Below are 13,809 nucleotides of genomic sequence, written 5' to 3' on the forward strand. Positions count from 1 at the left end.
GGTAGTTCGCCAGTAAAGATGTGAGTAATGCTTCAGGTACGTCGTGTTTCTTGCTGCTCATGGTGCCTCCGGTCAATACGGCAGTTTCCTGCCAAATGACCGTTTACACAAAATTCAGGACACCCTCTCGGCTGAACCTGCATTAGGATCCGACTCAATAAATGGTCTCTCAAGGACATGGAAAATACTTCGTGCTACATACTTGTACTCGAAAGGTGTCATGTCTCGGAAAGTATTCGTTTTATCTAAAGCCACCAGCTCCATTAGGACGGGTACTGTCTCATCAGTATAGGAATGCACATCTGCGAGTGTGCTGACGCGCCCAAGTGCGCGATTTTCGTAGTAGCGCATCACAGTTGGACCCACAACATTTTGCATGGCATGTAAAGATGTTGTTACTAGATATTCGGAAAAGCTGCCTACATCAATCTCGCCAGCAAAGGCTTTCAATTGTGTGCAAATAGCCTGCAAATGTCGCTCTCGAGAATAAGCAATTGCATGCAGAAAGACATTCTCAACCTTACCTAAACGCTGAACTAGAGCGCCCAGAGAGTAGCCTGAAACCTTTGCGAGTTCGCGCGCGCTAAAGTTACTTGAATCTCCTGTGTTTACAAGTTTCTCAGCGGCTTCGATTAGGTTATCAATAGCCTGCCTTGAGCGTTGTTGTTTAGGCTCTGTAAACTGAACGCGAATTTTTGAAAGCGATTTTTGAGACATTGTGAAATCTCTTGATAGGACTCATATCATCATAAGCAAATAGACCCGTTCACATTCTAACGGCAATAACTGTTTGTAATCACCCACCGAAAGTTGCACTGGTTAATCTGCTAACGGGTCTTCTATCTGGCACTAAGCAACATCAGTAAAAAATGAACATTGCCGATTCAGGGCTGGAAAGCACCATTGACTCGTTTTAACATTGAGCTCGGTTCTGGAAATTAAATTTCTGGGTTAATTCCTACTGAATGGTAAAAATTCTAACTGGAGAACCATGATATGAGATTAAAAAAAAGGTTTGCATTAGCAGCCTTGCTTTATGCGCTGTTTGCGACCGGAATTGAAATGCCTTTCGCGCAAACCGTAGCGACAAAACCAACTCGCATCACCTTTGACGGAAATATACGCAACAATTCTTTGGCGCTAAGTCCAGACGAAAGCACAGCAGTTGTTTCTTATAGTGAGCGACCAGAGGTCATTGTGTATGACCTCAAATCAAATCTTGTCAGGGGCGTCATTTCGCACTTCGTGACACCCAGAAACATCGTATTCGCTCCTGATGGGGAATCGTTTTTTGTTTCTGATAGCACTCAAGGTGTGATCGAGAAAGTCGACACAGTCACTCTAAAGATACTATCTCGCTTGGCGGCTGGGCCCGGTGTGTTTGGAACCGTAATGAGCAAGCGTGGCGATACACTTTATGCAAACAACCAAGCAACGAGTTCTGTCACAGTATTTGATACGTCCTCTGAACAGGCACGCGCAGTCATCGGCGGATTTGCTCAGCCTCGACAAGGTATACGGCTAAGCCCTGATGGCAAAACACTCTACGTAACGAATTTTCTCGGCGACAAAGTCACGATTGTCGATACCGAATCAAACAGAATTGTGGGGGAAATCACTGGCTTCAACAAAATTCGTGCGATATCCATTAGCGACGATGGAAGAACGATGTTCGCAGCCAATAGCGGTTCCGATAGCATTGCAGTCGTTGATGTTGAAAAACGCCACATCATTACAACAATTAGCGTAGGTAAAGATCCGTACGGCGCAGCATTGACGCCAGATGGAAAATTTGTCTATTCAGGAAACCTGGCTGACAACACTGTCTCAGTGATTGATGTCCCTAGTTTGAAGGTGATCGCAACAATCAGCGGTTTCAACGAACCTCGTCAAGCGATTGTCTTCACACGCGACGGCCATTATGCTTATGTACTGAATGCGGACTTGAGTGTTGCGAAAGTTGACCTATCAGCAAATCGGATCGTCGGTATGATCAAGCCGCCACAATAGCCTCCAACTGGCTCCGTTATGAGATGCACGCATGTTCCAATGCGCAGGTTCTGTTATAGCAGCAGGTTGTTCAATGATTTGAGCAGTCCAGTCAACCGCTTTGAGTGGTAAGCTATTGGCTATTAGAATTTGTTTTGACCGCATGGAGTTCTCATGAAGCAGATCGTTGCCATCATCAAGCCCTTTAAACTGGACGAAGTCCGTGAAGGCCTGTCGGAAATCGGCGTTACCGGGTTGACCGTAACGGAGGTTCGGGGTTTTGGACGTCAGAAGGGCCATACCGAGCTGTATCGTGGTGCCGAATACGTGGTTGATTTTCTGCCTAAGGTGCGCCTCGAAGTGGTCGTGCAGGATGATCGTGTTGAAGCCGTGCTGGAGTCGATCATCAAATCGGCGCGTACCGGTAAGATCGGTGATGGCAAGATTTTTGTCCTGCCGGTTGATCAGGTGGTGCGCATCCGCACTGGCGAGATCGACGACGCAGCCATTTAACTGCCCGAGCTGAGCTGACTCAGCATAGTGATCAGAGCCCTGCGGTGTTTTGACTGCAGGGCTTTTTATTGATGAAAATGCAGAACGGAACTGCTTTGGCGCTGGTGGCATTCAACAAACCGTATGGGGTGGTCTCCCAGTTCACGCCGGAAGGGCGCTGGCAGGGGCTGTCTGATTTCCTGTCACTGCCAGAGTTCCGTGTGGCAGGTCGGCTGGATGCCGACAGTGAAGGACTGTTGTTGCTGACGGATAACGGGGCGTTACAGGCCCGTATTGCCGAGCCGCGTCACAAGTTACCCAAGTGTTACTGGGCGCAGGTAGAAGGCATGCCCGATACGGCGGCGCTGGATCATTTACGGGCCGGCCCGGTGCTTAATGACGGCCCAACACGCGCCTGCCAGGTTGAATTACTGCCGGTGGATGTTGAGGCACAGAGTCTGTGGCCCCGTCATCCGCCCATCCGTTTCCGTAAGGCTATCCCCACCACCTGGATCGCGGTCACGCTGACCGAAGGACGTAACCGTCAGGTCAAACGGATGTGTGCCGCGGTTGGTTTCCCCGTTCTGCGCCTGGTCCGCGTTTCGGTCGGTGGTATCGATTTACTGACATTGAATGAAGGGTTGCCTCTGGCTCTGGGGCAGGCGATGCCGATTTCAGTGGATGCCTTGAACAGGAGTTTGTAATGCGCCTTGTCCGTTCGATCCTTGCGCTACTCGTCAGTGCGGCTTGCCTGGTGACGACAGCGCAGTCGGCACAAAATTTGCCAGTAATCCCGCTGTCTTTGGGTTCTGGTGCCCTCGAAGTGCAAGTCGCCAGTGATCAGTCGCAACGGGCGCAGGGACTGATGCATCGCACTGCCATGCCGGCCAATCAGGGCATGCTATTTGCCTATCCGGCCCCGGCGTATTTCTGCATGTGGATGAAAAACACAAAAATCCCGTTGTCCGTGGCTTTTATCGATGCCCAGGGCAAGGTCATCAATATCGCCGATATGGTGCCCCAGACCGAAACGAACCATTGCACCGAGCGTAATGCCACCTATGCCCTGGAGGTCAATCGCGGCTGGTTTACGCGTCATGGCGTTACCGCAGGCTCCCAGATCATTGGTCTGGAGCGTGCGCCTCAGGGCAAATACTGAGACCGGCAAATGCGGGAAAGTCGAACGCACAGCAGACGGATGCAGGGCCGGGCGCGTTGCAGTCACTGGCATCCGCTAGGCAACGCCCTTAAACCGCCGGCATGTCTGCGCCCCTGGTTGATGGAACCCCACTCGCTGACACGCCGTCTGCAACGTCATTATGGTCAGGTCGATGTGCGTGTGCTGAGTCAAGCCCTGGGGCAGCCCTATAATGATGAAGGGTCTGGCCGCTTCCCGCTGGCCATTGTTCGGGCGGTCGTCCTGTCGTCTGGGGATGGGTTGCCCTTGGTCGTTGCACACTCGATTTTGCCTGCTGTCCCGCGCGGACCGCTATCGGTGATGTTCCATAAACTTGGCCGTCAGGCACTCGGGTCGCTGCTCTTTACGCATCGCGGTTTCGTCCGGCGAGAACGTGAATGGGCTTTTTTGGATAAACGTCATCCGCTGTTTGGGCTGGCATCTTCACAGTTGCAAGGGGACGGCAGCAGCAGGCTATGGGCAAGGCGGGCGGTATATAGTCAATCGCGTTACCCTAGGCAGTCGGTGCAAGTGACAGAGGTTTTTTGTATGCGCTGACAACCTGGGGCGTTCCCGTGTGTTAATGTTTGAAACTTGTGGCGCGTGGAAGGTCTTGTTGAACGCACGTCTTTGTAGCTTTTCTAGGCGTGCGTATGACACAACGTGTATTGCCCTGTGTGGTGACCCTGATTTTTAAGAGTTTGGCGTATTTGCCCCTGTCTGTTTTGCAGGTGATCGGCCAGGGTGGCGGGTGGATTGCCTGGCGAGTTAGTGGGTCCTTCAAATCGCTGTCTGCCGAAAATTTTAAAAGTGCTTTTCCTGATGCAACCCCGCATATGCTGCGTGGTGCCATGTTGGCGGTTGGCCAGATGTTTCTTGAAATGCCCTATTGGTGGGTTCGTCGTAACGATCAGGCTTTGAATAAGACCGTCGCACCGGCAGATTGGCACCTGTTTGAGGAAGCCTTGGCGAGAGGTAAGGGCGTGATTCTGCTATCGCCGCATATGGGTTGCTTCGAGCTATTGGGGCCCGTCTATAGCTCGCGTCATCCGTCAACGGTGCTGTTTCGCCCGCCACGTATTCGATGGCTGCGTGACTGGATCGTGACCATGCGAACCCGCCAGAAGCTCAAGATGGCACCAGCGAATCAGACGGGTGTCCGATCTCTGGTTCGTACCTTACTTAAAGGTCAGACCGTTGGGATTTTGCCAGATCAAGTGCCGGTCTTGGGAGAAGGGGTTTGGGCACCATTCTTTGGCCGTCCTGCCTACACAATGACCCTGGTGCAACGCTTGCAGAGTCTGACGGGTGCTCAGATTTTTGTGCTGGGTGTTGAGCGTTTGGGTATTGGCAAGGGCTACAAAATGCACATTGCGCCCATGGAAGGCATGTTGCCGGAGGATCAGATTGCTGCCGCAACCCAGATTAACGAAGCCATGGAGTCCATGATCTGTAAAGCGCCGATGCAGTATCTCTGGGGCTATGACCGGTATAAGCAACCAGTGCAATGAGCCGATTCGTATAAAAGGCACGTAAAAAAAACCGGCTCGTGTCAAACACAGAGCCGGTTTTATTTTTTATCAACGCAACTGATCAGGCGAAGTTGGCTTCGGCAAACTTCCAGTTGGCCAGTTTGTCGAGGAAGGTCTCAACGAACTTCGGGCGCAGGTTCCGGTAGTCGATATAGTAGGCATGCTCCCACACGTCCACTGTCAGCAGGGCCTTGTCGCCAGTCGTCAGCGGGGTGCCGGCAGCGCCCATGTTGACGATGTCGACGCTGCCATCGGCTTTCTTAACCAGCCATGTCCAACCCGAGCCGAAGTTGCCAACAGCCGATGTCTGGAACGCTTTCTTGAACTCCTCGAACGAGCCCCACTTTTTGTTAATGGCATCGGCCAGGGCACCCGTCGGCGCGCCCCCGCCATTCGGCGACAGGCAGTTCCAGAAGAAGGTGTGGTTCCAGACCTGAGCGGCGTTGTTGTACACGCCACCAGCCGGTGCCTTTTTGACGATATCTTCCAGGCTCAGGTTTTCATATTCCGTGCCCGGGATCAGATTGTTGAGGTTAGTCACATAAGCCTGGTGGTGCTTGGCGTAGTGGTAGTCAAAGGTCTCAGCCGACATGTGCGGGGCAAGAGCATCTTTGGCAAACGGCAGAGCGGGTAATTCAAAAGCCATGATGGAGGTTCTCCGAGTTGGGGGATTGTTAGTTTAATCTTTGATTCTAGACAGAGCGGGAGCTGCCTGCAAGCCTCCTGATATTTATGCCGTCCCTGGGGTCAGTTTTCGGGCCGGATCGCGTCGATGGTCGCGCCCAGTTGCCCGTCCGCCAGGCGCAGTCGCACATGCGTCTGAGGCGGCGCTTTATGCACACTGTCGATTAGGTGACCCGTGTCATCCGTGATCAGCGCGTAGCCGCGCTGCAATGGCTGGTTGGGGTCCAGTGCCTGCAGGCGCAGACGAAGCTCGTTCAAATGGCGTTGCTGTTGCTCCTGGGCCCGCTGTGACCAGAGCTGGAGGCGGGTTTCGTATTGCCGCAGGCGTTCCTGCTGGCGTTCCAGTAACGCGGTCGGGCTGCGTAGCCGTGTGCTGTAGCTATCCAGCCGCAGCCACGCGTCTTCGAGTCGACGGTTGCTTAACTGTTGCAGGCGCTGTCGGTACTGCGCAATCTGCTGCAGAAGCCGTGATTTATCCGGGGCGATCAGTTCGGCGGCGGCCGTTGGAGTGGGGGCACGCACATCGGCTGCGAGGTCCGCCAGTGTTGTATCGGTTTCGTGACCGATTCCGGCAATGATGGGCAAGGTGCTGGCGGCAATGGCCCGTACCACGTCAGCGTTGTTAAAGCTCCACAGGTCTTCCAGAGAGCCACCACCCCGGCAAAGCAACAGGACATCGGCGCGTCCATCCTGATTGGCTAATTGAATCGCTCGGACGATCTGGGCGCTGGCTCCAGCCCCCTGGACGAGGGTGGGATACAGAATCAACCGGGTATACGGGGCACGGCGTTCGAGGGTGGTCACGACGTCATGGAGTGCTGCCGCTTGCGGGCTGGTGATGATACCAATCGTGCGAGGCAAGGCGGGGATCGGTTTTTTGCGGTCGACGCTGAATAATCCGGCGGCTTCCAGTTCGGCCTTGAGTTGGATGAATCGCTCGTAGAGCGTGCCCAAGCCACCTTTGATCAGTGTTTCGACGGTGAGTTGAAACTCACCGCGAGCTTCATAGAGCGTCACCTGGACCCGGGCACGGACTTTGTCACCCTGACGGGGTTGCCATCCCAGCCGTGCTGCCCGGGTGCGGAAGAGGGCACAGCGTACCTGAGCCCCGGCATCTTTCAGGCTGAAATACATATGACCGGAGCTGGCAACGGTCAGCTGCGCGATTTCGCCTTCGACCCAGAGCGGGGGAAAGCACTGTTCGAGTTGGTTGCGAACCGCGGCATTGAGTGCAGAAACCGATAAAATCGGCGCCTGCTGAGGTGTGTCAGACTTGGTGGTGTCGTCAAAGCTCATGCGGTCACTCATGGTGCGTACTTTACCGTGCTTCGTGAATAATCCGAGCGGCATTCGGCTGCAAATGTCAACAATTTTTCCGGAAAAAAGCTTGACACGGGTCAGATTTCTCCACCGCACTGCAGCGAAGGCATGTCAGACGGCTCTTTGCACAAAGAAAGATGCCTGGAACCCATTGAAAATAGCCTAACTATATGAAAAATAACGAATATATAAAACTAGCCTCTTTTTTGTGCAGCGTAAAGCAATTGCTTGTCCCTGCATGATTTAGACACTTTTATGACAGGCTATCCACAAACTTATCCACCGTTTTTGTGGATAAGCTGCTGGTGTGGCTAAGCTGTTGAAATACCATGCGGGGTCGCTGAAACTTGCTCAAAAATGGGGGGGTGGCTACACTGCTGTTTTAGATTTCCACGGGTTAAAAACGTGTTTGCGATCATTCAAGCGGCTGGCTGGCCGATCTGGCCATTACTGATTGCCTCGGTTGTTGCACTGGCGCTGATTATCGAACGTCTCTATTCCCTCCGAGCCGCAAAGATTTTGCCGCCCGGCCTGCTGCAAAGCGTCCTGGCCACGTTGGCCTCGGGTGGCTATGATGCCACCCGATTGACAGTTTTGGAAGAAAGTTCACCGTTGGGACGTGTGCTGGCTGCCGGTATCCGTAATCAGAACAGCAGCCGGGAAATCATGCGTGAAGCCATCGAAGAATCCGGCCGCATGGTGTATCACCAGCTGGAGCGTTATCTGACGACGCTGGGGACCATTGCCTCGATTGCACCTTTGCTGGGGCTGTTGGGTACCCTGGTCGGCATGATCGACATTTTCGGTGCTCAATCGCCAGCCACCGGTAACCCGCAACAACTGGCCTATGGTATCTCGGTAGCACTCTACAACACCACCTTCGGCCTGCTGATTGCCATCCCCGCGCTCATTTTCTGGCGCCATTTCCGGGCGCTGATCGATAAGTTGGTGGTGGATATGGAGCAGCAGGCCATCAAACTAGTCGAAGTGGTGCACGGTGAGCGCAACTGATCGCCGGAGAACCAGATGAATTTTCGCCGGGGTGCCGGGCGCGATGAGCCCGAAATCAACCTGATTCCCTTTATTGATGTGTTGCTGGTCATCATCATCTTTCTGATGATGTCCACAACCTATAACAAGGTGGCCGGGATCGAGATCGATTTACCGACCGCCAGCACGAGCAATCCGACACCGCCGGATGAAATTACCGTTTCGGTGACTGCCAGCGGGACCGTGGTGGTCGATGGTCAGAGCCTGTCGAAACCGGGAATCGACGCGGTGGCCGTGGCATTAAAGACTGCAGCGGCCAAGCGTGCCTCTGGTAAACCGCCGGTCGTCTCGATTAACGCCGATGCCAAGGCCACGCATCAGAGTGTCATCGATGTGATGCAGGCGGCACATCAGGCAGATCTGACACAGATTTCCTTTACGACCCGTAGTGGTTCATGATACCGAAGCCCGAGATGGTGGAGGCCAGCTGGTACGGCCGTACCCGTCTGGGGGTGGTCTGGCATAGCGTATTGGTGACCTTGTCCTTACTCTATGGGCTCATCATCCGTCTGCGTCGCCAGTGTTATGCGTTCGGATTTCTGAAGGCGACTCGGCTGCCTGTGCCCGTACTGGTGGTTGGTAATCTCATTGTGGGTGGGGCCGGTAAAACGCCGGTCGCCCGTGCGCTGGCGCAACAACTGAAAACACTGGGCTGGCATCCGGGCATTATTAGTCGGGGCTATGGCAGAACCGTGCCCGGTGTGCGAGCCGTTGGTCCGGATGATTTGCCGAGTATGGTGGGCGATGAGCCTTTGCTCTATGCCCAGGATGGCTTTCCGGTGTTTGTTGGCGAACAGCGGGCGGCTGCAGGGCTGGCTTTGCTGGCGGCCAACCCCGGCGTGGACATACTGATTGCCGATGATGGCTTACAACATCTGGCATTAGCGCGTGACTTGGAAGTTGTGGTCTTTGACCAGCGCGGCGCGGGTAATGGCCGGCTGCTCCCGGCTGGTCCCTTACGAGAGCCCTTGAGCCGGTTGAAGGGTGCGCTGGTACGTGGCTTGATCATTCAGGGGCAACCGGCACAGAAGGATTGGCCACGCGTACCCCGGTTTGCCATGAGCCTGGTGCCTGATCAGGTCTATCCATTGAATCAACCGACAGAGCCCCGATCACTGCAGAGCTTCTCGGGTCAGTCGGTGGTCGCGCTGGCCGGGATTGGCCATCCCGAACGTTTTTTTAACATGTTGCGTGCTCAGGGATTGCAGGTTGATGGTCGGGCATTTCCGGATCATCATGCGTTCGGCCCGGCCGATATGCCGGTGACCTCGCTGCCAGTGCTGATGACCGCGAAGGATGCAGTAAAATGCCGTGAATTTGCTGCCGGGCACGACAACTGGTTTGTGGTGGCCGTGAGCGCCAGCTTTTCCCCTGCGTTGCCGATGACCGATTGGTTGGCGGACATCAACGCAGTGCCTGCCATGGAGAATCGTTAAATGGATCCGCGACTGTTAGAAATTCTTGTCTGTCCTGTCTGCAAGGGCAAACTGGCCTTTGATAAAACGGCCCAGGAGCTGACCTGTCAGCCCTGCCAGCTGGCCTACCCGGTGCGTGACGGGATTCCCATCATGATGCAGGATGAAGCTCGCCGCCTCGGGCAGGCTGGCTGATCGGGCAGGGCGGCGGTGAGCTACGTTACTTTTCGCGTGGTCATTCCGGCCCGCCTCAAATCGAGTCGTTTGCCGGATAAGCCCCTGCTGGATCTTGGGGGCAAACCCATGGTGGTGCGCGTCTGCGAGCGGGCGCAACGTTCCGGTGCCGATACCATTGTTGTGGCCACCGATAGCCGTGATGTCCGCGACGCAGTCCGCTCGGCGGGCTTTGATGTCTGCATGACCCGCGAAGATCACCCCAGTGGAACTGATCGGATTGCCGAAGTGTGTGATCACTATGGCTGGGCCGATGAAACGGTGGTCGTCAATGTGCAGGGGGACGAACCGTTCCTGCCGCCGGCGTTGATTGATCAGGCCGCACACCAGCTGGTGGATTCAGGTGCCGATATGGCGACCCTGGCACATGCCATTCATGATGCCGGGGAGTTGTTTAACCCGAACATCTGCAAAGTGGTCATGAAGGCGAATGCCGATGCTCTTTATTTCTCGCGGGCGCCGATTCCTTTTGCGCGTGATGATTTTGCGCCAACCTGGCAGCAGGGCGAGCGGCCGCAGAGTCTGCCCACGCAAGGATACGATTGCTATCGTCACATTGGCTTGTATGCCTATCGTCGTCGTTTTTTACGCGACTATGCCAGTCTGACGCCCAGCCCTCTGGAATCCATCGAGGCGCTGGAGCAGCTACGTGCCCTTTGGCACGGTTACCGGATCAGTGTGGCGGTGACCCAAACCCTGCCGCCGGCCGGTGTGGATACACCGGATGATGCCGTAAGAGCGCAGAAAGCGTTTCAGGAGGATTTCGCTGCGCTGCGCATTGACCCTCAGGCGTAATTACCGTAAGTTTTTTGCAAGGTGGATATTCCACACTCTAATAATTCCATTTCATTAATCGAGGATACCGATGAAACTCATTCTGTTAGGCGCTCCGGGCGCTGGTAAAGGCACCCAGGCCAAATTTATCTGTGAAAAATTCGGTATTCCGCAAATTTCCACCGGCGATATGCTGCGCGCTCAGGTCAAAGCCGGCACCCCGCTGGGCCTGGAAGCCAAAAAGCACATGGACTCGGGTGGTCTGGTGCCGGATGCCGTGATCATCGGTATGGTCAAAGAGCGTCTGAAAGAAGCGGACTGCAAGAACGGATACCTGTTTGATGGTTTCCCGCGCACGATTCCGCAGGCCGAAGCCATGAAGGATGCCGGTGTTCCGCTGGATATCGTTCTGGAAATCGATGTGCCGGATCAAGACATCATCGACCGTATGGCCGGTCGTCGTGTGCACCTGGCATCGGGCCGCACTTATCACATCATCTACAACCCGCCCAAAGTGGCCGGCAAGGATGATGTGACCGGTGAAGATCTCATTCAGCGGGATGACGATAAGGAAGAAACTGTGCGTAAGCGTCTGGACATCTACCACAGCCAGACCAAGCCGCTGGTGACCTTCTACACCACCTGGAAGAACGCCGGTGATGCTGCTGCACCGAAAGTGGCCAAAGTGGCAGGCGTCGGTAGCGTTGATGAAATTACCGCACGTGTACTGGGCGCACTGAACTGATTCGGTCGTTTCCATTGATCGGGCGTCCGGTTGGCTCTGCCAATCTGGCGCCCGATCTGTTTTAATAGGGTATGAAAAACGCGCTGTACTTTCAGTCAGGCGGTGTCACCGCCGTTATCGGCGCCACTGCAGCCGCATTGATCGCGGCACATACCCAACACGCAGAAGGTCGGCTGTATGCCGCCGAGCATGGCCTGGCCGGTCTGATCCATCAACGCCTGTTTGATGCGTCCGCTCTGTCAGAGTCGATGCGTCAGGCCTTGAGTCAGATTCCTGGCGGTGGTCTGGGTTCGGGCCGCGCCTTATTGTCGCCCTATGACGAGAACCCCGAACAATGGGCCCGCGTTCGTGAGGTCTTGGTTGCCCATCAGATCGGAACAATCTACGTGAATGGTGGCAACGGTTCCATGGATACCGCCGCCAAGTTGGTGGAGTTGGGGACGCGCTTTGAGCTGCCCCTCCAGGTCATCGGTCTCCCCAAAACGATTGATAACGATCTGGAAGGCACCGATACCTCGCCAGGTTTTGGATCTGCGTTGAAGTATCTGGCAGCGTCACTGATGGAAGCGGCGCGTGATCATTGCGCCATGGCAACCAAGCCCAGTGTCTTTATTCTGGAGGTGATGGGGCGGCATACCGGGTGGCTCACCGCCTGTGGGGCCGTCGCTCGACTGCCGGCGGCCATGAGTAAGCCGTTAATGCTTTTTCCGGAACGCACGTTTCAGGAAGCGGCTTTTGTTGCCGCCGTACGTCAACGTTTCAAGCAACACCCTGCTTGTGTCTGTGTTGTTTCGGAAGGGATTCGTACGGAGGACGGCGCTTTTTATGCTCAGCAGAATGCGGCGGCTCTTTACGGTCATGAGCAACTGGGAGGCGCTGGCAGTGCTGTGGCGGCACTGCTACGAGATAAGCTCGGCGTCAAAGTCCATGTGGCTGTACCCGATTACATGCAGCGTGCCGCCCGGCACGTGGCCAGTGCCACCGACATCGCCCAGGCAGAGGCCGTTGCACAACATGCCGTGCAGCTAGTCCAGCAGGGGCAGAGTGGATTGATGGTGAATATTGTGCGCGATGCAGAGACACCGTATGCCTGGCATTGTGCTTCGGTGCCGCTCACTGAAATCGCGAATCGGGAACGGGCTTTCCCGCTGGCCTGGATTGATGACACGGGATTTGGGGTCACCGATGAGGCGTTACAGTATTTGCGCCCCCTGATTCAGGGCGAAGCCCCTGTGCTTTGGCGTGACGGTCTCCCGGACTATCCGTGGGTTGAATGGCCTCTGATCCAGTAGTTATAAGTAAAGAAGATTTAATTCGTTCACACCGTCGGGTGTTGTACTGCAACATGGCGCCATCAAATCACTTCGATGGAGCACATCATGGCAGTTACCCGCAGAAAACTTCTTACGGCTGTCCTCGGCCTCAGCCTAGCTGTTACGAGCTTTGGCGCCAAGGCAGATACAGCACTTCTTAACGTGTCCTATGACCCGACACGTGAGCTCTACAAAGACTTTAACGCTGTTTTTGCCAATCACTGGAAAAAAGAAACCGGTGAAGTGCTGAATATCCGTGCATCACATGGCGGCTCTGGGAAACAAGCCCGAGCCGTGATTGATGGGCTGGATGCCGATGTGGTCACCCTGGCGCTGGCCTACGATGTGGATGCCATTGCACAGAAGGGTTTGATTGCCCCGAACTGGATCAAGCGTCTGCCGGATAACTCGGCACCCTATACGTCAACGATTGTCTTCCTGGTCCGTAAGGGTAACCCCAAGGGGATTAAAGACTGGAACGATCTTGCCAAACCGGGTGTCGAAGTCGTGACACCAAACCCGAAAACATCGGGTGGGGCACGTTGGAATTTCCTGGCGGCCTGGGGATATGCGCTGAAGCAGCCTAATGGTAATGATCAGAAGGCACGTGAATTGGTCACCAATATCTACAAGAACGTGAAAGTTCTGGATTCCGGTGCCCGAGGTTCGCTGACCACATTCACCGAGCGTGGTATCGGCGACGTTCTGATTTCCTGGGAAAACGAAGCCTATTTGTCGATCAAGGAACTGGGGCCGGATAAGTTCGATATCGTCACGCCATCGCTATCGATTCTGGCAGAGCCTTCTGTTGCAGTTGTCGACAAGGTTGTTGATAAGAAGGGCACACGTAAGGTTGCTACAGCCTATCTGGAATATCTCTATACCCCGATCAGTCAGGAAATTGCTGCTCGTCACTATTACCGACCGCGCAACAAAGAAATAGCAGCTAAATATAGTCACTACTGTCCGCTAGATTGAATGATTAACACGCCCGAGCTCAAGCCAGGCAAAGGATTGCCGGAGATTTTCGATTCCGGCGATTTGATTTTGACCTTGCCGTATCGTCAATCCATCTCATGGATGA

General features: G+C 54.6%; 17 protein-coding genes. 14 read left to right on the top strand and 3 right to left on the bottom strand.

Annotated elements, in window-relative coordinates; translation table 11 throughout:
• Positions 1-114 precede the first annotated feature (114 nt).
• The gene (locus AC3GOJ_RS09540) at positions 115-717 is read right to left on the bottom strand and encodes a hypothetical protein (RefSeq protein ID WP_488237236.1); all 603 of its coding nucleotides are present in this window, start codon (positions 715-717) and stop codon (positions 115-117) included.
• A 279-nt stretch (positions 718-996) separates the two neighbouring features.
• Between AC3GOJ_RS09540 and AC3GOJ_RS09545 the strand changes: the two genes are divergently transcribed.
• The 6 genes from AC3GOJ_RS09545 (at position 997) to AC3GOJ_RS09570 (ending at position 5,169) form a co-directional block, all read left to right on the top strand.
• On the top strand, positions 997-2,010 hold the full coding sequence (locus AC3GOJ_RS09545) for a YncE family protein (RefSeq protein ID WP_488237237.1): 1,014 nt from the start codon (positions 997-999) through the stop codon (positions 2,008-2,010).
• A gap of 153 nt (positions 2,011-2,163) precedes the next feature.
• Complete coding sequence (locus AC3GOJ_RS09550) at positions 2,164-2,502, top strand: P-II family nitrogen regulator (RefSeq protein WP_488237238.1); 339 nt, start codon at positions 2,164-2,166, stop codon at positions 2,500-2,502.
• Between the two features lie 71 nt (positions 2,503-2,573).
• A complete protein-coding gene (locus AC3GOJ_RS09555) occupies positions 2,574-3,185 on the top strand; it encodes a pseudouridine synthase (RefSeq protein ID WP_488237239.1) in 612 nt (203 codons plus the stop codon).
• A complete protein-coding gene (locus AC3GOJ_RS09560; protein ID WP_488237240.1) occupies positions 3,185-3,640 on the top strand; it encodes a DUF192 domain-containing protein in 456 nt (151 codons plus the stop codon). Before AC3GOJ_RS09555 ends, AC3GOJ_RS09560 begins: the two co-directional genes overlap by 1 nt.
• Before the next feature lie 9 nt (positions 3,641-3,649).
• Positions 3,650-4,216, top strand: a complete 567-nt coding sequence (locus AC3GOJ_RS09565) for a chorismate--pyruvate lyase family protein (protein WP_488237241.1) — start codon at positions 3,650-3,652, stop codon at positions 4,214-4,216.
• Between the two features lie 95 nt (positions 4,217-4,311).
• Positions 4,312-5,169 carry a lysophospholipid acyltransferase family protein gene (locus AC3GOJ_RS09570; protein WP_488237242.1) on the top strand — a complete coding sequence of 286 codons (858 nt, stop codon included), beginning with the start codon at positions 4,312-4,314 and terminating at the stop codon, positions 5,167-5,169.
• Positions 5,170-5,251: 82 nt separating this feature from the next.
• On the opposite strand, the gene AC3GOJ_RS09575 is transcribed toward AC3GOJ_RS09570, so the two are convergent.
• Positions 5,252-5,836, bottom strand: coding sequence for a superoxide dismutase (locus AC3GOJ_RS09575; protein WP_488237243.1), 585 nt, complete (start codon positions 5,834-5,836; stop codon positions 5,252-5,254).
• Positions 5,837-5,937: 101 nt separating this feature from the next.
• Positions 5,938-7,182 (bottom strand): exodeoxyribonuclease VII large subunit, encoded by a 1,245-nt coding sequence (xseA, locus tag AC3GOJ_RS09580; protein ID WP_488237244.1) that lies wholly within the window; start codon positions 7,180-7,182, stop codon positions 5,938-5,940.
• A 417-nt stretch (positions 7,183-7,599) separates the two neighbouring features.
• Here xseA and AC3GOJ_RS09585 point away from each other — a divergent pair, with 417 nt between their 5' ends.
• The 8 genes from AC3GOJ_RS09585 to AC3GOJ_RS09620 all read left to right on the top strand — a co-directional run bounded on the left by AC3GOJ_RS09585 (position 7,600) and on the right by AC3GOJ_RS09620 (position 13,703).
• Positions 7,600-8,205 carry a MotA/TolQ/ExbB proton channel family protein gene (locus AC3GOJ_RS09585; protein WP_488237245.1) on the top strand — a complete coding sequence of 202 codons (606 nt, stop codon included), beginning with the start codon at positions 7,600-7,602 and terminating at the stop codon, positions 8,203-8,205.
• 15 nt (positions 8,206-8,220) lie between these two features.
• Entirely contained in the window at positions 8,221-8,643 is a 423-nt protein-coding gene (locus tag AC3GOJ_RS09590) for an ExbD/TolR family protein (protein WP_488237246.1), read from the top strand.
• Complete coding sequence (gene lpxK, locus AC3GOJ_RS09595; RefSeq protein ID WP_488237247.1) at positions 8,640-9,680, top strand: tetraacyldisaccharide 4'-kinase; 1,041 nt, start codon at positions 8,640-8,642, stop codon at positions 9,678-9,680. Before AC3GOJ_RS09590 ends, lpxK begins: the two co-directional genes overlap by 4 nt.
• On the top strand, positions 9,681-9,854 hold the full coding sequence (locus AC3GOJ_RS09600) for a Trm112 family protein (RefSeq protein ID WP_488237248.1): 174 nt from the start codon (positions 9,681-9,683) through the stop codon (positions 9,852-9,854). It begins immediately after the preceding gene.
• Between the two features lie 15 nt (positions 9,855-9,869).
• Complete coding sequence (gene kdsB / locus AC3GOJ_RS09605) at positions 9,870-10,688, top strand: 3-deoxy-manno-octulosonate cytidylyltransferase (protein ID WP_488237249.1); 819 nt, start codon at positions 9,870-9,872, stop codon at positions 10,686-10,688.
• Between the two features lie 70 nt (positions 10,689-10,758).
• Positions 10,759-11,412: an adenylate kinase gene (gene adk, locus AC3GOJ_RS09610; RefSeq protein WP_488237250.1), complete on the top strand. Its 654-nt coding sequence runs from the start codon at positions 10,759-10,761 to the stop codon at positions 11,410-11,412.
• Between the two features lie 71 nt (positions 11,413-11,483).
• Positions 11,484-12,704 (top strand): 6-phosphofructokinase, encoded by a 1,221-nt coding sequence (locus AC3GOJ_RS09615; RefSeq protein WP_488237251.1) that lies wholly within the window; start codon positions 11,484-11,486, stop codon positions 12,702-12,704.
• Positions 12,705-12,791: 87 nt separating this feature from the next.
• Positions 12,792-13,703 (top strand): sulfate ABC transporter substrate-binding protein, encoded by a 912-nt coding sequence (locus AC3GOJ_RS09620; RefSeq protein ID WP_488237252.1) that lies wholly within the window; start codon positions 12,792-12,794, stop codon positions 13,701-13,703.
• Positions 13,704-13,809: the final 106 nt, after the last annotated feature.

It is taken from the genome of Fluviibacter sp. (genome assembly GCF_057744235.1).

Bases quoted from the DNA above. Each gene is read 5' to 3' on its own strand.
- AC3GOJ_RS09540 (WP_488237236.1), bottom strand. From the start codon at position 717: ATGTCTCAAAAATCGCTTTCAAAAATTCGCGTTCAGTTTACAGAGCCT.
- AC3GOJ_RS09545 (WP_488237237.1), top strand. From the start codon at position 997: ATGAGATTAAAAAAAAGGTTTGCATTAGCAGCCTTGCTTTATGCGCTG.
- AC3GOJ_RS09550 (WP_488237238.1), top strand. From the start codon at position 2,164: ATGAAGCAGATCGTTGCCATCATCAAGCCCTTTAAACTGGACGAAGTC.
- AC3GOJ_RS09555 (WP_488237239.1), top strand. From the start codon at position 2,574: ATGAAAATGCAGAACGGAACTGCTTTGGCGCTGGTGGCATTCAACAAA.
- AC3GOJ_RS09560 (WP_488237240.1), top strand. From the start codon at position 3,185: ATGCGCCTTGTCCGTTCGATCCTTGCGCTACTCGTCAGTGCGGCTTGC.
- AC3GOJ_RS09565 (WP_488237241.1), top strand. From the start codon at position 3,650: ATGCGGGAAAGTCGAACGCACAGCAGACGGATGCAGGGCCGGGCGCGT.
- AC3GOJ_RS09570 (WP_488237242.1), top strand. From the start codon at position 4,312: ATGACACAACGTGTATTGCCCTGTGTGGTGACCCTGATTTTTAAGAGT.
- AC3GOJ_RS09575 (WP_488237243.1), bottom strand. From the start codon at position 5,836: ATGGCTTTTGAATTACCCGCTCTGCCGTTTGCCAAAGATGCTCTTGCC.
- xseA (WP_488237244.1), bottom strand. From the start codon at position 7,182: ATGAGTGACCGCATGAGCTTTGACGACACCACCAAGTCTGACACACCT.
- AC3GOJ_RS09590 (WP_488237246.1), top strand. From the start codon at position 8,221: ATGAATTTTCGCCGGGGTGCCGGGCGCGATGAGCCCGAAATCAACCTG.
- lpxK (WP_488237247.1), top strand. From the start codon at position 8,640: ATGATACCGAAGCCCGAGATGGTGGAGGCCAGCTGGTACGGCCGTACC.
- AC3GOJ_RS09600 (WP_488237248.1), top strand. From the start codon at position 9,681: ATGGATCCGCGACTGTTAGAAATTCTTGTCTGTCCTGTCTGCAAGGGC.
- adk (WP_488237250.1), top strand. From the start codon at position 10,759: ATGAAACTCATTCTGTTAGGCGCTCCGGGCGCTGGTAAAGGCACCCAG.
- AC3GOJ_RS09615 (WP_488237251.1), top strand. From the start codon at position 11,484: ATGAAAAACGCGCTGTACTTTCAGTCAGGCGGTGTCACCGCCGTTATC.
- AC3GOJ_RS09620 (WP_488237252.1), top strand. From the start codon at position 12,792: ATGGCAGTTACCCGCAGAAAACTTCTTACGGCTGTCCTCGGCCTCAGC.